The organism is Altererythrobacter epoxidivorans, assembly GCF_001281485.1.
In the GTDB taxonomy this organism is placed as follows: Bacteria; Pseudomonadota; Alphaproteobacteria; order Sphingomonadales; family Sphingomonadaceae; genus Erythrobacter; species Erythrobacter epoxidivorans.
In genome coordinates this window covers 656,082-674,236 of record NZ_CP012669.1, presented here as the reverse complement: position 1 = coordinate 674,236, position 18,155 = coordinate 656,082, and the positions used below count along the sequence as shown (strand labels likewise).

Annotated in this window: 21 protein-coding genes and 1 tRNA gene; 8 read left to right on the top strand and 14 right to left on the bottom strand. The window is 61.6% G+C overall.

Annotated elements, in window-relative coordinates; genetic code table 11:
* Positions 1–36: 36 nt before the first annotated feature.
* From dapF to AMC99_RS03455, 5 genes are read left to right on the top strand one after another with little or no spacing between them, the layout of a single operon-like run.
* Positions 37–852, top strand: a complete 816-nt coding sequence (gene dapF / locus AMC99_RS03475) for a diaminopimelate epimerase (protein WP_061922836.1) — start codon at positions 37–39, stop codon at positions 850–852.
* The gene (gene mtaB / locus AMC99_RS03470) at positions 834–2,024 is read left to right on the top strand and encodes a tRNA (N(6)-L-threonylcarbamoyladenosine(37)-C(2))-methylthiotransferase MtaB (RefSeq protein ID WP_232301494.1); all 1,191 of its coding nucleotides are present in this window, start codon (positions 834–836) and stop codon (positions 2,022–2,024) included. The genes dapF and mtaB overlap by 19 nt, the downstream gene beginning before the upstream one ends.
* The gene (ftsY, locus tag AMC99_RS03465; RefSeq protein ID WP_061922833.1) at positions 2,021–2,956 is read left to right on the top strand and encodes a signal recognition particle-docking protein FtsY; all 936 of its coding nucleotides are present in this window, start codon (positions 2,021–2,023) and stop codon (positions 2,954–2,956) included. The genes mtaB and ftsY overlap by 4 nt, the downstream gene beginning before the upstream one ends.
* The gene (locus AMC99_RS03460; RefSeq protein WP_061922831.1) at positions 2,956–3,600 is read left to right on the top strand and encodes an inner membrane-spanning protein YciB; all 645 of its coding nucleotides are present in this window, start codon (positions 2,956–2,958) and stop codon (positions 3,598–3,600) included. Before ftsY ends, AMC99_RS03460 begins: the two co-directional genes overlap by 1 nt.
* Positions 3,601–3,660: 60 nt before the next feature.
* Entirely contained in the window at positions 3,661–4,044 is a 384-nt protein-coding gene (locus AMC99_RS03455; protein WP_157058243.1) for a hypothetical protein, read from the top strand.
* Here AMC99_RS03455 and AMC99_RS03450 read toward each other — a convergent pair.
* The 10 genes from AMC99_RS03450 to AMC99_RS03410 all read right to left on the bottom strand — a co-directional run bounded on the left by AMC99_RS03450 (position 4,041) and on the right by AMC99_RS03410 (position 12,235).
* On the bottom strand, positions 4,041–5,966 hold the full coding sequence (locus AMC99_RS03450) for a potassium transporter Kup (RefSeq protein ID WP_061922825.1): 1,926 nt from the start codon (positions 5,964–5,966) through the stop codon (positions 4,041–4,043). The two genes, AMC99_RS03455 and AMC99_RS03450, sit on opposite strands and share 4 nt — an antisense overlap.
* Before the next feature lie 117 nt (positions 5,967–6,083).
* Positions 6,084–6,728, bottom strand: a complete 645-nt coding sequence (locus AMC99_RS03445; RefSeq protein WP_061922822.1) for a tetratricopeptide repeat protein — start codon at positions 6,726–6,728, stop codon at positions 6,084–6,086.
* Positions 6,725–7,150, bottom strand: coding sequence for a cytochrome c-type biogenesis protein (locus tag AMC99_RS03440; RefSeq protein WP_061922820.1), 426 nt, complete (start codon positions 7,148–7,150; stop codon positions 6,725–6,727). Before AMC99_RS03440 ends, AMC99_RS03445 begins: the two co-directional genes overlap by 4 nt.
* On the bottom strand, positions 7,147–7,677 hold the full coding sequence (locus AMC99_RS03435) for a DsbE family thiol:disulfide interchange protein (protein WP_061922817.1): 531 nt from the start codon (positions 7,675–7,677) through the stop codon (positions 7,147–7,149). Before AMC99_RS03435 ends, AMC99_RS03440 begins: the two co-directional genes overlap by 4 nt.
* Positions 7,674–9,629 (bottom strand): heme lyase CcmF/NrfE family subunit, encoded by a 1,956-nt coding sequence (locus AMC99_RS03430; protein ID WP_061922814.1) that lies wholly within the window; start codon positions 9,627–9,629, stop codon positions 7,674–7,676. Before AMC99_RS03430 ends, AMC99_RS03435 begins: the two co-directional genes overlap by 4 nt.
* On the bottom strand, positions 9,626–10,096 hold the full coding sequence (gene ccmE / locus AMC99_RS03425) for a cytochrome c maturation protein CcmE (RefSeq protein WP_061922811.1): 471 nt from the start codon (positions 10,094–10,096) through the stop codon (positions 9,626–9,628). The genes AMC99_RS03430 and ccmE overlap by 4 nt, the downstream gene beginning before the upstream one ends.
* Entirely contained in the window at positions 10,093–10,236 is a 144-nt protein-coding gene (locus AMC99_RS14080; protein ID WP_198143565.1) for a hypothetical protein, read from the bottom strand. Before AMC99_RS14080 ends, ccmE begins: the two co-directional genes overlap by 4 nt.
* Complete coding sequence (gene ccmC, locus AMC99_RS03420; protein ID WP_061922808.1) at positions 10,233–10,955, bottom strand: heme ABC transporter permease CcmC; 723 nt, start codon at positions 10,953–10,955, stop codon at positions 10,233–10,235. Before ccmC ends, AMC99_RS14080 begins: the two co-directional genes overlap by 4 nt.
* An 87-nt stretch (positions 10,956–11,042) precedes the next feature.
* A complete protein-coding gene (locus tag AMC99_RS03415; RefSeq protein WP_061922805.1) occupies positions 11,043–12,107 on the bottom strand; it encodes a Leu/Phe/Val dehydrogenase in 1,065 nt (354 codons plus the stop codon).
* A gap of 51 nt (positions 12,108–12,158) precedes the next feature.
* Positions 12,159–12,235, bottom strand: a tRNA-His gene (locus AMC99_RS03410).
* Between the two features lie 202 nt (positions 12,236–12,437).
* On the opposite strand from AMC99_RS03410, the gene AMC99_RS03405 reads away from it, so the two are divergent.
* Genes AMC99_RS03405 through AMC99_RS03395 form a run of 3 tightly spaced genes read left to right on the top strand, consistent with a single transcriptional unit; the run spans position 12,438 to position 13,820 of the window.
* Positions 12,438–13,073: a prolyl hydroxylase family protein gene (locus AMC99_RS03405; RefSeq protein ID WP_061922802.1), complete on the top strand. Its 636-nt coding sequence runs from the start codon at positions 12,438–12,440 to the stop codon at positions 13,071–13,073.
* Positions 13,073–13,393 carry a TraR/DksA family transcriptional regulator gene (locus AMC99_RS03400; RefSeq protein ID WP_061927661.1) on the top strand — a complete coding sequence of 107 codons (321 nt, stop codon included), beginning with the start codon at positions 13,073–13,075 and terminating at the stop codon, positions 13,391–13,393. Before AMC99_RS03405 ends, AMC99_RS03400 begins: the two co-directional genes overlap by 1 nt.
* 58 nt (positions 13,394–13,451) lie before the next feature.
* On the top strand, positions 13,452–13,820 hold the full coding sequence (locus AMC99_RS03395) for a hypothetical protein (RefSeq protein WP_061922799.1): 369 nt from the start codon (positions 13,452–13,454) through the stop codon (positions 13,818–13,820).
* Between the two features lie 79 nt (positions 13,821–13,899).
* On the opposite strand, the gene rpmE is transcribed toward AMC99_RS03395, so the two are convergent.
* The 4 genes from rpmE to bamA form a co-directional block, all read right to left on the bottom strand.
* Positions 13,900–14,124, bottom strand: a complete 225-nt coding sequence (gene rpmE, locus AMC99_RS03390; RefSeq protein WP_061922796.1) for a 50S ribosomal protein L31 — start codon at positions 14,122–14,124, stop codon at positions 13,900–13,902.
* A 94-nt stretch (positions 14,125–14,218) separates the two neighbouring features.
* Positions 14,219–14,683: a 3-hydroxyacyl-ACP dehydratase FabZ gene (gene fabZ / locus AMC99_RS03385; RefSeq protein WP_061922794.1), complete on the bottom strand. Its 465-nt coding sequence runs from the start codon at positions 14,681–14,683 to the stop codon at positions 14,219–14,221.
* 23 nt (positions 14,684–14,706) lie between these two features.
* Positions 14,707–15,393 carry an OmpH family outer membrane protein gene (locus tag AMC99_RS03380; protein WP_061922791.1) on the bottom strand — a complete coding sequence of 229 codons (687 nt, stop codon included), beginning with the start codon at positions 15,391–15,393 and terminating at the stop codon, positions 14,707–14,709.
* Positions 15,393–18,041: an outer membrane protein assembly factor BamA gene (gene bamA, locus AMC99_RS03375; protein ID WP_061922788.1), complete on the bottom strand. Its 2,649-nt coding sequence runs from the start codon at positions 18,039–18,041 to the stop codon at positions 15,393–15,395. The genes AMC99_RS03380 and bamA overlap by 1 nt, the downstream gene beginning before the upstream one ends.
* Positions 18,042–18,155 lie beyond the last annotated feature (114 nt).

The following is an 18,155-nucleotide window of genomic DNA, read 5'->3' as shown; positions in this document are numbered from 1 at the left end:
ACGCGCCCGACACACCCGAATAGAGCCTCGCGCGCTATGCGCGTTTCCTTCACCAAGATGCACGGACTAGGCAACGACTTCGTCATCCTGGACAACAGGAACGGAGGATTGCCCGAATTGACGAATGCCGTGGCAGCGGCACTCGCCAATCGCACGACCGGTATCGGGTGCGACCAGCTGATCCTGCTCGAAAACGACGAGAGCGGCGACAGCGATTTCCGCATGCGAATTTTCAATGCCGACGGCAGCGAAGTCGAAGCCTGCGGCAACGCCAGCCGCGCCGTTGCCTTGCTTCATGGGGAAAGCGCGCGTGTCGCTACTGACGGGGGTCTGATCGCGCTTGAACCGGCAGAAGGCGGCGCACGGGTCGATATGGGAACCCCTCGCTTCGAATGGCAGGACATTCCGCTGGCCTATGCGATGGATACGCTGTCGATGCCGGTCGCCTGGGGCCCATTGGAAAACCCTGCGGCAGTCAACGTTGGCAATCCCCATGTGATCTTCTTCACCGATGATACCGATGTGGTCGAACTCGATGTGCTGGGACCTGAGATCGAACACGACCCGCTGTTCCCCGATCGTATCAACGTAAATGTCGCGACGATCGAAGACCGGACCAACATTCGCCTGCGCGTCTGGGAACGTGGTGTCGGCCTGACCCGCGCTTGTGGAACGGGAGCCTGCGCGACGGCAATTGCAGCGATGCGCCGCGGCCTGGTCGAGCGAAATGTCACGGTTGCCCTCCCCGGCGGTCCGTTGCAGATCGAATGGACGAAGGACAACCGCATCCTGATGACCGGGCCTGCGACGCTCAGCTTTGTCGGGACCTTCGAATGGTCGGACTTCGCGTGAGCGGGGCGGAAGTCGTCTCGCTCGGTTGTCGTCTGAACATCGCGGAAAGCGAACGCATTCGCGCGATCCTGGGCGATGCTTCCGAGACGATCGTGGTCAATAGCTGCGCGGTGACATCGGAGGCAGTCAGGCAGACGAGGCAGGCGATCCGCAAGGCGCGCAAGCAGTATCCAGATGCTCGCCTGCTGGTGACCGGATGCGCAGCCGAAGTAGAGCGCGAGCAGATTGCTGCCATGCCGGAGGTGGACGGGCTGATTGCAAATGAAGCCAAGCTCGATCCCAGGGCGTGGAATGTGCCTGTCGACGCCGCGCCGGTCGTGCCGCAGCACACCCGTGCCTTCATCGCGGTGCAAAACGGGTGTGACCACTCATGCACATTCTGCGTCATCCCGCAGGGTCGCGGGACAAGCCGGTCCCTGACCGTTTCCCAGGTGCTTGCTGAGGTGGAACAGCACCTCGAAATCGGCGCGCGCGAGGTCATCCTGACCGGTGTCGACGTTACCAGCTGGGGCGAAGACCTGCCCGGAAAACCGGGTCTCGGGACACTCGTTGCCACGGTGCTCGACGCTTTTCCAGAACTGCAACGCTTGCGGATGTCGTCGCTCGACGGAGTGGAAATCGACGATGCATTCATCGAGCTGATCTGCACAGAGCCGCGCATCATGCCGCATCTCCATCTCTCGCTGCAGCATGGAAACGACCTGATCCTGAAGCGGATGAAGCGCAGGCATGATCGGGGCGATGCGGTCCGACTGGTCTCACGGATCAGGGAAGCGCGCCCGGAAGTGGCCATTGGCGCCGACCTCATCGCGGGCTTCCCGACGGAAACCGAGGAACAGCACCAGGCCAACCTTTCCATCATCCGCGAGCTCCACATCGTCCACGGGCACATTTTCCCCTACTCGCCCCGCCCTGGCACTCCGGCCGCACGCATGCCGCAAGTCGCGAAACCGGTGATCAAGCAGCGCGCCGCCGAACTCCGTCGGGCGGTGAGCGAAGTTCGTCGGCCATGGCTGGAAGGTCTGGTCGGCACCCCCCTATCCGTTCTCGCGGAAAGTGACGGCTGTGGTTATTCGCAGCAGTTCGCCCGCGTTGCATTGCCCGAAGGCACGGCCCCGCGCACGATCGTGAGCGTAACGCCGACAACACTCGAAGAAGGATTGCTCTCGTGAGCGAGCCCGAAAAGCAGAAAAGCTGGAGCGACCGACTGTTCGGCGGCTTCCGCAAGACGTCTGAACGCCTGTCCGAGAACCTGACCAGCGTGGTCGGCACAGCTCGGCTTGACGATGCCACCCTCGACGATGTCGAAGATGCGCTGATCATGTCCGACCTCGGCCCGTCCGCTGCGCGCCGTATTCGCGAGCGCCTGTCGGACAAGCGTTTCGGACTGGAGATCAGCGAGCGCGAGTTGAAAGAAGCCGTGGCAGAGGAAATCGCGGAAATCCTGCGCCCGGTTGCCAAACCGCTCGAAATAACCGCCTTCCCGCGCCCGCAGGTCATCCTTGTGATCGGGGTCAACGGCAGCGGCAAGACCACGACCATCGCCAAGCTCGCCCACCTTTTCCAGGAAGACGATTACGGCGTCATGCTGGCGGCAGGCGACACGTTCCGCGCCGCCGCAATCGGCCAGCTTGCCACGTGGGCAGAACGGATCGATGTTCCGATCATTCGCGGACCGGAAGGCGGGGATCCCGCCAGCATCGTCTTCGACGCGGTCAAGGCTGCAACCGACAAGGGCACAGATGCGCTGATCGTCGACACCGCCGGCCGTCTTCAGAACAAGCGCGAACTGATGGACGAACTGGCGAAAATCCGCCGCGTCCTCGGTCGCCTCAACCCCGAAGCGCCTCATGATGTCGTCCTCGTGCTCGACGCCACGAACGGCCAGAATGCCCTCAGCCAGATCGATGTTTTCAAGGAAGTCGCCGGCGTCACCGGCCTCATCATGACCAAGCTCGACGGCACGGCGCGTGGCGGTGTGCTGGTCGCGGCTGCCGAACAATATGGCCTTCCCATCCATGCGATCGGTGTGGGTGAGAAAATCGACGATCTGCGCCCCTTTGATCCTGACCTCGTGGCGCGTGTCATTGCAGGAGTAGCCTGATGTCGGACAGCAAGAAAAAAGGCTCGGGCTGGCTCAGCGTTGCAGTCGATTACGGTCCACTGCTGATCTTCCTCGGCGTTTATCGCTACTATGCGCCCGAAGAGGCTGAACCGATCGCGGAAATCGCCGCAGTGGTGCGCGGCACGCTGGCCTTCATGGTCGCGGCCGTTGCCGCGCTCGCGATTTCGAAATGGCGACTTGGCAAGGTCTCACCAATGCTGTGGTTTTCGACGGCCCTGATTGTGGGATTCGGTGCGCTGACCATCTTCTTCGGCGACCCGACCTTCGTCCAGTTGAAGCCCACGATCATATATTGCGGCTTCGGCATCGCACTGCTGGCCGGTTGGATGATGGGCAAGCCACTGCTCAAGACGCTGCTCGCCGCCGCCTTCGAGGGGTTGAGCGACGAAGGTTGGCTAAAACTGTCACGCAACTGGGGCTTCTTCTTCCTCGCTCTTGCGGTGCTGAACGAAGGGCTGCGCGCCTATCTCGACTTTGGCGACTGGCTCGCGGCAAAGCTTTGGGTGTTCCTCCCCGTCAGCTTCCTGTTCACGTTCAGCCAGATCCCCATGCTACTGAAGCATGGTCTCTCGCTCGAAGAGAAAGATGAAGTCCTGAAGGACGAACCACCGACGGGTTCGTGATCGAAGCAATTTGAGGCCATGCCTAGCTATCGACATTCTGTCGGTCCGTTCTCGGTCTTGGTGGCCCTCGCAATAGGCGGCTGGGCCTATCTCACTTCGAATGACCAGCCGTCCGGTTGCTACCGTGTCGATGAATCGCGCGTCCTCGTTGTCACGAACGGGGAGGTCATACTCTACGGCGATGGTGCCCTGATGCAGCGCACCAACATCACCGAAGTCCGCCAGATCCGGGGCTATGTGCTAACGTTGGCATCCGATCTCAATCTCGATCCCATCGAACGATCAGTGACCGAATCCGGAAAGCCTGGGGCTGGCAACAACGCATCGCTGGTCATATTCGAGGATGGCCGCGACGCGCCTCATGCACGCTATGAACCCCAGAATGGTTCTCGCCTCAAATTCTATGAAATCGAATGTGAACCAGCGAAAGCCGCTCGGCGTTAGATTTCGACCTGGCTGCCCAGTTCCACGACACGGTTCGTCGGCAGCTTGAAGAAATCCATCGCGGTTGCCGAGTTGCGCAGCAGCCAAGCAAAAATCTTCTCACGCCACAGCGGCATGGCCGGGTTCTTCGACGGCAGCAGGGTCTGCCGGCTGAGGAAGAAGCTGGTCTGCATCATGTCGAATTCGCCGCCGCACCGCTCCATGCTCTTCAGGCCGAGCGGGACGTCAGTCGATTCCATGAAGCCGTAGTGCAGCACCGCACGGTAGAATCCGTCGCCGAGGTCGTGATATTCGCACCGCTCGTTCGGGTCGACATAGGGAATGTCGGCAATATCGACCGTCAGGATGATGACGCGTTCGTGCAGCACCTTGTTGTGCTTGATATTGTGCAGCAGTGCCGACGGAACGCCAGCCGTGCTCGACGCCATGAAGATCGCCGTGCCCGGCACGCGGGTTGCCGAGTTCTTGGCCGACTTGGCAAAGATTTCGATCGGCAGCGCGACTTCGCTCATCCGCTCGCGCATCAGCTTGCGCCCGCGCGCCCAGGTGGTGAGCAGCGTGAACATCACCAGGCCTACCACCAGCGGGAACCAGCCGCCCTCGGGCACCTTGGAAAGGTTTGCAGCGAAATAGGCGCCATCGACGATCAGGAAGATCGCGACCGCAGGCGCTGCGTACCACCACCTCCACTTCCACACGCCGACGAACAGCACGCCCATCAGCAGCGTGTCGATCGTGACCGCGCCGGTCACGGCGATGCCGTATGCCGATGCGAGGTTCGAGGAATTCTGGAACGTGAGCACCAGGATGATGACCGCGATCATCAGTGCCCAGTTGACCACCGGAATATAGATCTGGCCGCCTTCTGTTTCGCTGGTGTGGCGGATCGACAGGCGGGGGATGTAGCCCATCTGGATCGCCTGATGCGTAATCGAGAAAGCGCCGGAGATCACAGCCTGGCTGGCGATGAAGGTCGCTGCGGTCGCGAGCAAAACAAGCGGCAGGCGCCACTGCTCGTTGGCGAGGAAGAAGAACGGGCTCTGGATCGCCTGCGTCGCTTCTTCTGGCGGCAGACCGATGATCATCGCGCCTTGGCCGAAATAGTTCAGCAGCAGGCACGGCATGACGAAACCGAACCACGACAGACGCATGGGTCCACGGCCAAAATGCCCCATGTCGGAATAGAGCGCTTCCGAACCGGTCACAGCCAGCACGACCGAACCGAGCGCCAGGAACGCCAGTGTGCCGTCGAGGATGAAGAAGTTGACGGCGTGATACGGATTGAGCGCCCAGAGGACTTCCGGGGTTTGCACGATCTGCCACGTGCCCATCCCTGCGATGACAAGGAAATAGACGATCATAACCGGCGCAAACAGCGCGCCGACCTTCGCCGTCCCGCGTTTCTGCAGGATGAAAAGGAATATCAGCAGCACAAGGGCGATCGGAATGACCAGCCGGTCGAGCCGGTGATCGACGACCGTAAGGCCCTCCACGGCCGAAAGGACGGAGATCGCCGGCGTGATCATGCTGTCGCCATAGAACAGCGCGGTTGCGAACACGCCGAGTAGCACGGCTAGCCAGCCATAGCGGGACGAGCTGATGTGGCGCGAAATAAGAGCAACGAGGGCAAGCGAACCGCCCTGCCCCTTGTTATCGGCGCGCATCAGGATCGTGACGTACTGGATCGCAACGACGAGCGTCATCGACCAGAAGATCAGGCTGATGACCCCGAGGACGTGCGCATTGTCGAGCGCCAGCGGGTGAGGTCCGACGAATGTTTCGCGGAAAGCATAAAGCGGGCTCGTCCCGATATCGCCGAAAACGATACCGATCGCGCCGACGGCCAGTGCCGCCTTGGACGCGCCATGGCCATGACCGCCGTTACCGGCAGTGCTGTCGCTTTGTGTGGATGCTTCGCTCATGGCAAAGGATTTCCCGAATTCACCCCGGTACTGCCCCATTCGATTGCTACTGGGTTGCGCGGCAGAGGCTGCGCAAGGCGGCGGCGCTTAGCACTAGCCCTCAGACGGCGCAACACGTCATTCCGGCGCGCCCTGCGCTTCGATCTGGGCGATCAGCATATCCATCTGCCCGATCCGCGCTTCCAGTTGCTCGCGCCACGGGGCGTCATCGGGAGATGCTTCGAGCAGGTTCGCCCAGACATCGCGCGCACCTTTCAGGTCGCCCGATCGCAGCAGAGCAGCCCCAAGGAAGAATGCAGGCCCCGGGTTCCCCGGCAGGTTCGCTTCTGCCCGGGCGTAAGCTTCGGTTGCCGCCGGCGTGACATTGCCGCCCGCATGTTCGACGAGGGCATTACCCAGCGCGAGCCAGCCTTCGCCGTCTTTCGGATTGTCTTCCAGCCCCTTGCGAAGGAGCCGGGCAGCCGCTTCGAAGTCCCCTCGCCGTGCGAAACCATCGGAAACGATCAAGTAGTTCGTGGGCAGGTCGGTCGGGCCGAACAGCGCTCTGCGCGCTTCAACCAGAGCTTCGCCCGACGCCGATTGCGACTCGACTGCTTGCTTGGGGGCAGATGGAAGCTGCGGCGAACCTTGCCAGGCATACCCCGCCAGCCCGAACACCAGCACCGCACCGAGCATGGTCCAGTGACTCCGGCTGACGCGCAGCAGGATTGCAGCGACCAGGAGCGCGCCGACCGCCAGGGCGATGACTGCGAGCCAGATCATGCTTCACCCTTTCGGCGCGAGAGGCGACGCGCAAGCACGATGCCGACGATCAGCATCAGCAAGACCGGAATGGCGAACAGCGGCCATGTCGTCGAACTGAGAGCCGGTTCGTAGCTGACGTAATCGCCATATCGCTCGATCAGCCAAGCGCGGATCGCTTCGGGCTCCTCACCCGCTTCGATACGCGTGCGGACCTGGTGGCGCATGTCACCCGCCATCGGCGCGTCGCTATCGGCAATCGATTGGCTCTGGCACTTGAGGCAGCGCAGCGTTTCCATCAGCGCGCGTGCCTCGGCCTCCTGCGCCGGATCGTCTAGCTGCCGATAGGCATAGGGCGCCGGCGGCATCGAATCCTGCGCCTGCGCCGTCATGCCGAATGGAATTGCCAAGAGCGCCAGAACGAAGATTGCAAACAGCCTCATTCGCCTGCCTCGCGCAGCTTTTCGAGCAGCATGGGCACATCGCTTTCACGGATGTCGCCAATATGCTGGTAACGGATCACGCCCTTGCCATCGATGACGAAGGTTTCGGGCACGCCGGATGAACCGATCTCGAACTGGATCGCGCTGACCGCATCTGAACCGATCCGGCTGTACGGGTTGCCGTTCCGTTCAAGGAAGGCGGCCACATCTTCGGGCCGGTCACGGATGGCAACGCCAATGATTTCGACGCCCTGCTGCTTCAGGGTTTCGAGATGCGGTGCTTCTGCGATGCAGGGCAAGCACCAGCTAGCCCATATGTTGAGCAGGCGCGGCTTTCCGTCCTGGAAATTCGTGGTGGCCGCACCATCCACCCCCTCCATCGCGGGAGGCAGGTCGAATTGCGGCAGGGGTTTTCCGATCATCGTGGAATGGATGAATTCGTCTTTCGGCTGCGACAATTGGTATCCTGCCACGCCCAGGAAGGCCGAGAATAGCGCGAGCGGGACCCAGACCTGCCAGCGGATCATGATACCGCTCCCATGGCCTGTTCGCTCCTGCGCTCCGCTGCCAGAACGCGGATCCTACGCCGCTTGAGGTCGGAAAGAACGCGGCCGATGATGGCCAGAACGCCGCCAAGCGCGACCAGAAGCCCCCCGTACCAGATCAGCGTGACAAAGGGTTTCCACCACAGCCTTAGCTGCCAGCGGCCATCGCTCGCCCGGTCGCCGAGGACTGCGTAAAGCTGTCCGTCCCAGCGGGTCAAAAGTGCGCTTTCGGTCGTTTCCTGGGGCGGAGCCCAGAAATTGCGGGCCTGCGGGTCGAGCCGCACAGGCTCACCGCCGTCCCTTGCTGCAAGAAGATGCCCTTCCAGCGCGGTCCAGTTGGGCCCGGCCACCGGATCGACGCCTTCCAGGGTGACCTGCCATCCGGCGATCTCGGTCGATCCACCGGGCGCAAGCGCTATCAGGCGTTCTTTCGTGAACGCGCCTTCGCTCGCCATGCCGAACAGGGCGATGGCAATCCCGAAGTGCGCGATCACCATGCCCCACGTCGCAAGCGGGACCCGTGTCAGGCGGCGGCCCTTGAGCGGCCAGAAGCTGGCAACCGCAAGCCCGATCGAAATCGCGAGACCCAGCAGGGGCAGCAGGCCCGGCGCTGTGGCTACGCCGATTATCAGGGCGACCGTCACGACGATGGCGACGGTGATCGCGACCGGAACGGAAATGCGCTCGAACTTGTCACCGCGCCAGCGCAGCAAGGGCCCCACGGCCATGACCAGCAACATCGGGATCGCGAAGATCGCGCTCGCCGGGTTGAAGTAGGGCGGCCCGACCGAAACCCTGACGTCAAATGCCTCTGTCAGCAGCGGATAGAGCGTGCCGAGCAGCACGATTCCGAGGATGGCCGACAGCATGACGTTGTTGAAGACGAGCGCCCCCTCGCGGCTGAGGGCGGCGAAGCGCTGCCCCTCCGATACCGAGCCTGCTCGCAAGGCAAAAACGAGCAGTGCGCCGCCGATGTAGAGCGCCAGCAGCGCGAGGATGAAGGAACCGCGCTCTGGATCGACGGCAAAGGCGTGGACGCTGGTCAGCACGCCCGAACGGACGAGGAAGGTCCCGACCATGCTCATCGAAAACGCGACCACCCCCAACATGATCGTCCAGGCACGCAGCGCATCGCGTGCGGCAAGGACGCTGGCCGAATGGAGCAAGGCCGTCGCTGCCAGCCATGGCATGAGCGAGGCGTTTTCGACCGGATCCCAGAACCACCAGCCGCCCCAGCCTAGCTCGTAATAGGCCCAGTAACTCCCGGCAGTGATGCCGATCGTCAGGAAGACCCAGGCGCCCAGCACCCATGGCCGCATCACCCGGGCAAATTCGGGCGTGACCTGCCGCGTCAACAACGCGCCGACGGCGAAGCTGAAAGCGACGGAAAGGCCGACATAGCCAATGTAAAGCGTGGGCGGATGGAAGGCGAGGCCGATATCCTGCAGCAGCGGGTTGAGGCCCAACCCTTCCGGTGCTGGCACGGGAAGCCGTTCGAACGGGTTCGAGCTGAACAACAGGAAGGCATAGAAGCCTAGCGCAACGAAGCCCTGCGCAGCCAATGTCGCCTGCATCGTCCTTTCGGGAAGTCGACGTTCAATCAGCGCGATGAGGCCGCCGGCCAGCGCCATGACCGTGACCCAGAGCAGCATCGAACCTTCGTGATTACCCCAGGCACCGGCGATCTTGAAAATCATCGGCTTCAGCGAATGGGAGTTGGCAGCAACCAGCTTCACCGAAAGATCGGTGACGGCAAAAACCCACAGCAGCATGACGAACGCAAATCCGGCGAGCAGACCCTGCAGGATTGCAGCTGGGCGGACGAGAGGCTGCAATGGTGTTTCGCCTCGCTGCGCCAGGGCGCCGCCGGCCAGCTGCAGGGCAGCGAGTGCCGCCGCGAGCCACAGGGCGGCAAGACCAAGCTCTGCGATCATTCGATCCCTACGGTCGTTTCTTCGGCCATTTTCGCGGCCTGGTGCTGGTCCATTTCCTGCAATTCGCGCGGGACGTAATTCTCGTCATGCTTGGCAAGCAGGTTCGTCGCTTCGAAAATGCCGTCGGCAGCCAGCGCGCCTTCCGCGACCACGCCCGATCCTTCGACGAAAAGATCGGGTACGATGCCGCGATAGCGTACCGGCACCCTCGCTTCGTCCTGATCGGTGACCACGAAAGCGATCGTAACTCCGTCGGGCATGGTTTCGAGCGAGCCCTGTTCCACCATTCCGCCGAGGCGAACGGCCTGGCCCGTTTCAGGCGGATTCTCTGCCATTTGCGAGGGCAGGTAGAAATAATTCGCCTGGTTGCGCAGCGACCATGCCGCGAGCAGCCCTGCAGCCACGAGCACGAGCAACGCGATCACGATCAGCACCAGCCGCTGATGCTTTGCCTTCAGCGCACTCATCGGCCTTTGACCTCGTCACGGCGGCGTTCGGCACGCTTCATCGCAATCCAGCTCCACGCCGCCATCGCGAGTGTTCCGCCAACGCCGACGACATAGGCAGCCAAGACGAAATTCCACTGGTCGAGCGCTTCGTAATTCATGCCGCCTCCATCGCCCTGCGGCGCAGCCGCGCCTCGGTCTGGAAATCGGCGAGCAGCGCCCGCATCCGCGCCAGGACCACGCCGCCGAACAGCAGCGAGAAGCCCAGGACCGCGACCAGCATCGGGACAAGGAATTCGGGGTCGATCGCGCTTTTGCCCATGGTGATCGAAGGAGGTTGGTGAAGCGAATTCCACCACACGACCGAACGGTTGATGATCGGCACATTGACCGCGCCGACAAGTCCGAAGATCGCCGGAATACGCGACGATGCTCCGTCGCGAGCCGCCGCCTGCGACAATGCGATGTAACCGGCATAGAGAAACAGCAGCACCAGCATACTCGTCAGCCGCCCGTCCCATACCCACCAAGTGCCCCATGCCGGGCGGCCCCAGATCGAACCTGTCGCAAGGCAGATGGCGGTAAAGACCATTCCCGGCACCGCCGACGCGCGCGCCGCAATCGCCGCCAGCGGATGTTTCCAGACTAGGAAAACGAGGCTCGAGATCGCAATCGCGCTCCACCCGCCCATGCCGAGCCAGGCTGCTGGAACGTGCAGGAACAGGATGCGCACCGTTTCGCCCATCAGCCTGTCGGGAGAGACGAAGAAAAGCCCCCAGGTCAGCGCCACTGCGCTCAGCAGCAGACCGGACACCATCAGCAAGGGTGTCAGCCAGCGGGCGAGCGTCAAAAAACGTTTAGGATTGGCGAAGCCGTGCATGGGATTATCTTAGGTGCGGCTAATACAGCCGTCCCCGCCCCCCGCAAGACTGCATTTGGTACAAGTCCACTTGTACCGCCTGCATCGTCAGCGTCCGATGAGCTTCTGCGCCATCCTGTCGGCAACAACATCAGCGGTTTCGCCGGAGCTTTCCGAAGCCTGCCAGATTTCTTCGAGACGGCCCGGAATCTGCGCGATCCGCTTGCGAACCTCGTTGATGTCGCAGGGCTCGCCATGCTGGCGGCAGAGGTATTCCATCGCCACCGAGATGATCCCGCCGGCATTGATGACGTAGTCGGGCGCATACAGGATGCCGCGATCGGCAAGCAGCTTGCCGTGATGTGCACGGGCGAGCTGGTTGTTCGCACCGCCTGCAACGATCGGAGCCTCGAGACGCGCGATTCCTTCGTCGTCGAGGATCGCACCGAGCGCGTTGGGGCTGAACACGTCGCAGGCAACGCCCATGATCGCATCCGCTGCCACAGCTTCGCCGCCCAGTTCCTTCGCAAGGGCTTCGGCACGATCTGCATGCATGTCGGCCAGCGTCAGCTTGGCTCCGTCCTTGGCCAGCAGGCGCGCAACGCCGCCACCGACACTACCGGTGCCCTGGATCGCGATGTGGACGTTTTCGACGCTATCCTTGCCCAGCTTGTGGCGGACGGCGGCCTTGATGCCGTGATAGATGCCCATTGCGGTGAACGGGCCGGGATCGCCGCCGGCGGCATCTTCGCCCTCGACCGGAAGGCCGGAGACATGGGCAGTACGCTTCGACACGGCAACCATGTCGGCTTCGCTGATGCCCACGTCTTCTGCAGTGACGTAGCGACCATTCAGAGCCTCGACCGCGTCGCCGAAAGCGGCGAGCAATTCGGGCGTCTTGGTACGGTCCTTATCCGCCAGGATCACGGCCTTGCCCCCGCCGAGCGGAAGTCCGGCCATCGCGTTCTTGTAGCTCATGCCGCGGCTGAGACGCAGCGCATCGCGCATCGCGCTTGCCGGATCGGCATAGTGCCAGAAACGGGTGCCGCCCGCGCCGGGGCCGAGATGGGTCGAATGGAGAGCGATAATAGCAGTCAGGCCGCTGTTGGGCTCGTGCACGAACTGAACCAGCTCGTGATCGTCATAGTCCGCTTCGGTCCAGAATGCCGGCATCGAATTACCCCTTTCAGCCACGCGGCCGGGTAACAGTCTGCTCGGGGAAAATGGGGCGATCGAGGGGTCTCGAACCCCCGACCTCCGGTACCACAAACCGGCGCTCTAACCAACTGAGCTACGATCGCCACAATGCCCCGGCCCGCTGTCGTCGGATGCCGCGCAAGCGGGGCTGATACGCGCCTTGGCCAGCCCGTCAAGGCTCGCCGTAGCGGGGGCGAGCCTGTTGCACAGGCGATCCCGTTTGCAAAGCGAAAACTGCGCGTTGGACCGTCAAACGCAATAATATTTCTCTCTTGCCCGAAGCGTCACCAACCGTAATCTGACGCCGTGCTTGAAAACGGCGAATCTTCTGCAACGAGGCTCCTGTCGACCAACGGCGTCCAGCAGGTTCCAAATCCCAAGATCGAACTGTTCCAGTTGCGCGGGTTCCTCGAGCCTGAATTATGTGCCGAACTCATCGCGCTGATCGAAGCCAACCGCCGGCCGTCGACGATCGCGGACGCCAATGGCGATGCCTATTTCCGCACCAGCGAGACCTGCGACCTCGATCCCGCCAATCCGAGCGTTCGGGAACTGGAAGCAAGGCTTGTGGCCCTGAATGGCATCGACCCGGCATTCGGCGAACCTTGCCAGGGCCAGCGTTATGACGTCGGCCAGGAATTCAAGCCGCACACGGACTATTTCGCGCCGGGTGGTGAGGATTACGTCAAATATTGTTCGGTCGCCGGGCAACGCAGCTGGACTTTCATGATCTATCTCAATGAAGTCGAGGCTGGCGGTGCTACCCGGTTCAAGGTGGTCGGGAAGACATTCCAGCCCGAAACGGGCAAGCTGGTGTGCTGGAACAACCGCCGGCCCGATGGCAGCGTCAATCCAAACACGCTGCATCACGGCATGAAGGTGCGCAAAGGAATCAAATACGTGATAACCAAGTGGTATCGCGAAAAAGAATGGGGATGGTGATGAGCGAATTTAAAGACATCGAACAGCAGCTCCGCACGCGGCTCGACGACCTGCTGCAACGCACCGAGGTGATCGAGGACGACCTTCGCCACCCACTCGACGCGGACTGGGAAGAACAGGCGACCGACCTTGCCGATGACGAAGCGCTCGAAGGCATCGATGACGTATTGCGCGCGGAAATCCAGCAGATCCGGCTCGCGCTGCTCCGCATCGGCAACGGAACCTATGGCACGTGCGCGGTGTGTGGCGACGAAATCAGCCATGCGAGGCTGGAAGCGCGTCCGATCGCTACGCGCTGCATCAAGTGTGCTTCGGCCTGAGGGGCACCCGCCAGGCATGCCTTATCTGCGATTGAAAACGTCGGTGGCCGCTGGCGCAATGTCAGCGATGCTGTCCGGATGTGTTGCCAGCTACATCGACCTGGAAGCCGAACGGGTCGAGGACGAAATCAGGTTCCGGAACCCGAACGCCGGCTTGTTCTCGTCCGATTGCGTCCGCGTGGTCGAAGTCACCAATGTCGAAACACGTGAAGTCGTGTGGGCAGATGGTTCGCGCACCAGTGGATGCCTGTTCGAGACGCCGTTCGCCTATGGCCAGAAATCGGATTTGTCGGATCCGAAAGACTACAAGGCTGCCAAGCCGCTCGAGCCGGGCAATTCCTACGAAATCTTCGTCGAATTGGATGGCGGCGCTGGCGACGGATCTTTCACGATCGCAGCCGATGGCCGCGTAACGAACAGCGGCTGATCCGGGCGCATACGAAAAAGGCGGACCCGTCGGCCCGCCTTCCCCTTGCGATCCGAAGATCGCGAAGCTTGTAAGTCGCTTACTTCTTGAGCGACAGACCACCGAAGCGCTTGTTGAACGCAGCAACACGGCCGCCTTCCTGAACCTGCTGGCGACCGCCCGTCCATGCCGGGTGGCTGGTCGGATCGATTTCGAGCGTCAGCGTGTCGCCTTCGCTGCCCCAGGTGGAGCGCGTCTGGAATTCAGTACCATCGGTCATCTTGACCGTGATCATGTGGTAGTCGGGATGCCCTTCGGCTTTCATGTCTCTTGTCCTTGCTAGCGTTGCCCGGTTCCGACCGGCCATGCTGTTTGCGGGAAAGGCGCGCGCTTAGAGGCGCTGCGCCCGGATTGCAACCTTATTTCGGTGGATCGGCGATCATCGCGGTGAATTCGACCTCGCAGGTCGTCTTGCCTTCGACGCTGGCCTTGCCCTTGAACTTGTAAACGCGGCTGCGCTTCTGGACGAATTCGACCTCCATATCGAGCAGGCAACCGGGCGTCACAGGGCTGCGGAACTTTGCGTTCTCGATACCCATGAAAAACACCAGCTTGCCCGTACCGGACAGTTCGAGCGTCTCGATCCCGAGAATGGCAGCGGCCTGAGCCATTGCCTCGATCTGGAGCACGCCGGGCATGATAGGAGCGCCGGGGAAATGCCCCTGGAAGAACTCCTCGTTCATGCTCACGGCTTTCACCGCGTGAATCCGCTCGCCGAGCTCGATCGTCTTGACGCGATCGACCAGCAGCAAGGGATACCGGTGAGGCAGAGCCTTGAGGATTTTCTGGATGTCGTAATCGGTTACGATCGTTCCGTCGCTCATCGCCCTGCCCCCGATAGCTTTACTTAGCGGCCAGCCGGGGCCTGCGCGCCCTGCTGTTGCTGCTGAGCCTGGCGGGCAGCAGCCTGCTGGGCTGCGACCACGAGGATCTGCTGGATCGCCTGGTGCATTTCGACCGTCTGGCGACGCGGCTGCCATCCGGCCGGAACCGTCGTCGTTACCGACGGAAGACGCGAATCGATCGCTGCGACGATGTCGGTCGTGATGTCGAAACCGTCCGGCGCATACTGGATCGCGTCGGGAGCAATCAGGACCGTAACCTTCTTCGAAGCAAGGACCTGGTTACGTGCATTGACGTAATCGTTCATCAGCTGCTCGATGGCGTAATACTGGGCCATAGCGATCGGCTGGGTCGCGGTCGCTGCCTGCTGTTCCTTCGCCTGAATCTGCTGCACCACCGTCGGGTTTGCAGTGATTTCGGCGTCGCTCAGCTGGTTGTCCTTGTTGGTGTCGAGCGAGATTTGCAGGTTGGTGATCTCGGTATTGAGCTGGTTAACCTGCTGGATATTCGCGGCATAGGTCGTGTTGATCTGCTGGTACGCGTTGGTGCGAGCAGCAGCACGAAGGATCGCCATCGTCGGGTTGCTCGTAGCCATGCCATTGACCTGGGCGGCGACGGGGGCCGGCACGCTGGCGATGACAGCAGTCATGGCGAGACCCGCAGCAAGAGCGGACTTTGAAATAATCTTCATTAGAATTGTGTTCCTACGTTGAACGAGAATTGCTTGGTGTCGTCACCAGGTTCCTTCCTAAGGATCTTGGCGAAATCGATCCTGAACGGACCGAAGGGCGAGTTCCAGTTGACGCCGATACCGACAGCGACGCGAGGCGCCGCAGAATCGCCGACGAAGACTTCGCGGAAGGCGCTGCCCGGACGAATGGCGGGATCGTTGGGATCAGTTGCCGTGCCCGGGTCGAGGGTCAGCAGACCGTCGGCATCGTAGTAATACAGATTACCTTCGTCATCGGTCGCCTGAACGCCGTTCGGATAATCCTGCAACAGCGGCCTGTCGACGGCGAACAACGCACCGACATCGGCAAAGATCGAAGGACGCAGGCCGAGTTCGCGTGCACCGCTGCCCAGCGGGATTTCGAGTTCGGCACGGCCGAGATAGAACGCACGACCGCCCAGCGCGTCGTCCTGGACCTGGTTGCGTTCGGTGATCGGCGTCGGAACGCCATCGACCGTCACGTAAGGCTGGCGCAGGATGCGCGGGCCGATACCGCGAATGTCGAAGCCGCGCATCTGCGGTTCGCCGAGGAAGAAACGATCGGTCAGCAGAACGTCGTCGCGGCCCGGAATGTTTTCGCTCTTGAGTGCGTTGATCGCACCACCTTCCGCCGAAAGCGAGAAGATGAAGCCAGCACCCACTGGCCAGTACTTTGCAGCCTTGCCGCGGACGCGCAGGTATTTCACGGAGCCACCAAGACCGGCAAATTCGGTCGAGAAAGTGACGTTGCTACCGCGGGTCGGGCGCAGGCGGCTGTCGAGCGTATTGTAAGCGAGCGACATGCCGAGGATCGAGCTCGTCCGGTCGCCGATCGCTTCACAGAGATAGCGGCTCGCCTTGAGCGGATCGCAGGTCGATTCGCCGTTGATGGTCGAGAAATACGTCTGCTCGTCCAGGCTCACCTGGTCGTAGTTGAACGTATAGCTGCCGATCAGCGAGATATATTCGGTAAGCGGCACACCGGCACGCATCGAGATACCGGTCGTGGTCTTTTCATACAGGTTGCGACGGTCGGTCGCGTACCGGTTGAAGCTGTTGAAGTCGCGGCGGTAGACATCGACGCCGGCCGATATGTTCCGGTCGAACACATAGGGTTCGGTAAAGCTGAGCTGGACCGAGCGCGAGTAACGTGAATAGTTCACGCTGGCGCCGACGGTCTGGCCACGACCGCGGAAGTTCCGCTGGCGAACCGATGCCGCGAGGATGAAGCTTTCGATCGACGAGAAGCCTGCCGAAAGCTGGAGTTCGCCGGTGGGCTGCTCTTCCACGTTGGCTTCGAGCACGATCCGGTCGGGACCGCTACCGTCGACCTGGGTAATCTCGAAGTTTTCCTGGAAGTAACCGAGCGAATTGATGCGTGCGGTCGAACGCTGGACCGACAGCGAGTTGAACGCATCGCCTTCTGCAATACGGAATTCACGGCGGACGACCTTGTCCTGCGTCAGCGTGTTGCCGTTCACATCGACACGCTCGACATAAACGCGCGGCGCTTCGCGGATCACGAAGTTCACGTCCATGGTGAGATTTTCGCGGCTACGCGTGAAGTCGGGATCGACTTCCGCGAAAGCATAACCGAATGTTCCGGCCAGTTCCTGCAGCTGCTCGACCGTGTTTTCGACCGTTTCTACGTTGTAGTAATCGCCGGTCTTCATCGGCAAGCCCTTGCTCATGGCATCGCTGTCGAAGTCCCTGAGCTGGCTTTCCACTTTGACGTCGCCGAACTTGTAGCGCTCGCCCTCTTCCACCACGTAGGTGATGATGAAGTCGCGCTTGTCCGGGGTCAGTTCGGCCACGGCCGAGACGACACGGAAGTCGGCATAACCTTCGGTCAGGTAGAACTGGCGAAGCTTCTGCTGGTCGAAGGCCAGGCGATCGGGATCGTAGCTGGTATTCGAGCTGAGGAAACTCGTCAGACGCGCCTGCTTCGTGATCATTTCACCGCGAAGCTTGCCGTCGGAGAACTCTTCGTTGCCGATGATGTTGATCTGGCGGACCTTCGACTTCGGACCTTCCGAAATCTCGAAAACGATATCGACGCGGTTCTGCGGCAACTGAACCATTTTGGGCTCCACAGTCGCTGCAAAACGGCCCTGGCGCTTGTAGAGTTCAATGATGCGCGCAACGTCGGCGCGAACCTTCGATCGCGTGAAGATCTGACGCGGCGAGAGTTTGATTTCCGGCAGGATTTTGTCGTTCTTGATCCGCTTGTTGCCTTCAAGGACGATGCGGTTGATCACCGGGTTTTCGGTGACGTTGATTACGACATTGCCGCCATCGTTGCGGATCGAGAAGTTGGAGAACAGTTCGGTCGCACCAAGATCCTTCAGGGCGCCGTCGGCAGCGGCCGAGGTGTACTGCTGCCCGACGCGCAGCTTGATGTAGCTGAGGATAGTCTGGGCTTCGAGACGTTCCGCCCCGACGATGCTGATAGTACGGATCGTGTTGTCGACAGGCTGCTGGACAGCAGTATCGCCCGCCTCACCCGCTTCCGCTTCCTGAGCCCAGGCCACCGTCGGCAAGCCCGTAAGCATCGTTCCGCAAAGCAGGGCAATTGCCAACCGGCCAGCGGGATTCGCCTTCGCCGCACCCGCTTTAACTTGTCCAATCATATTCGGCCTTGTCCCGTCTAACTCTACACCATGACCGTGACGCGCATCGCGACATCACTTGCCGAGACATCGAGCATTTCCCGGCGTATCCGCCGCCATTGCCCGATGGAGAGA

Bases quoted from the DNA above. Each gene is read 5' to 3' on its own strand.
- dapF (WP_061922836.1), top strand. From the start codon at position 37: ATGCGCGTTTCCTTCACCAAGATGCACGGACTAGGCAACGACTTCGTC.
- mtaB (WP_232301494.1), top strand. From the start codon at position 834: ATGGTCGGACTTCGCGTGAGCGGGGCGGAAGTCGTCTCGCTCGGTTGT.
- AMC99_RS03460 (WP_061922831.1), top strand. From the start codon at position 2,956: ATGTCGGACAGCAAGAAAAAAGGCTCGGGCTGGCTCAGCGTTGCAGTC.
- AMC99_RS03450 (WP_061922825.1), bottom strand. From the start codon at position 5,966: ATGAGCGAAGCATCCACACAAAGCGACAGCACTGCCGGTAACGGCGGT.
- AMC99_RS03445 (WP_061922822.1), bottom strand. From the start codon at position 6,728: ATGATCTGGCTCGCAGTCATCGCCCTGGCGGTCGGCGCGCTCCTGGTC.
- AMC99_RS03440 (WP_061922820.1), bottom strand. From the start codon at position 7,150: ATGAGGCTGTTTGCAATCTTCGTTCTGGCGCTCTTGGCAATTCCATTC.
- AMC99_RS03435 (WP_061922817.1), bottom strand. From the start codon at position 7,677: ATGATCCGCTGGCAGGTCTGGGTCCCGCTCGCGCTATTCTCGGCCTTC.
- AMC99_RS03430 (WP_061922814.1), bottom strand. From the start codon at position 9,629: ATGATCGCAGAGCTTGGTCTTGCCGCCCTGTGGCTCGCGGCGGCACTC.
- ccmE (WP_061922811.1), bottom strand. From the start codon at position 10,096: ATGAGTGCGCTGAAGGCAAAGCATCAGCGGCTGGTGCTGATCGTGATC.
- AMC99_RS14080 (WP_198143565.1), bottom strand. From the start codon at position 10,236: ATGAATTACGAAGCGCTCGACCAGTGGAATTTCGTCTTGGCTGCCTAT.
- ccmC (WP_061922808.1), bottom strand. From the start codon at position 10,955: ATGCACGGCTTCGCCAATCCTAAACGTTTTTTGACGCTCGCCCGCTGG.
- AMC99_RS03415 (WP_061922805.1), bottom strand. From the start codon at position 12,107: ATGCCGGCATTCTGGACCGAAGCGGACTATGACGATCACGAGCTGGTT.
- AMC99_RS03400 (WP_061927661.1), top strand. From the start codon at position 13,073: ATGAGCGAATTTAAAGACATCGAACAGCAGCTCCGCACGCGGCTCGAC.
- AMC99_RS03395 (WP_061922799.1), top strand. From the start codon at position 13,452: ATGTCAGCGATGCTGTCCGGATGTGTTGCCAGCTACATCGACCTGGAA.
- rpmE (WP_061922796.1), bottom strand. From the start codon at position 14,124: ATGAAAGCCGAAGGGCATCCCGACTACCACATGATCACGGTCAAGATG.
- fabZ (WP_061922794.1), bottom strand. From the start codon at position 14,683: ATGAGCGACGGAACGATCGTAACCGATTACGACATCCAGAAAATCCTC.
- AMC99_RS03380 (WP_061922791.1), bottom strand. From the start codon at position 15,393: ATGAAGATTATTTCAAAGTCCGCTCTTGCTGCGGGTCTCGCCATGACT.
- bamA (WP_061922788.1), bottom strand. From the start codon at position 18,041: ATGATTGGACAAGTTAAAGCGGGTGCGGCGAAGGCGAATCCCGCTGGC.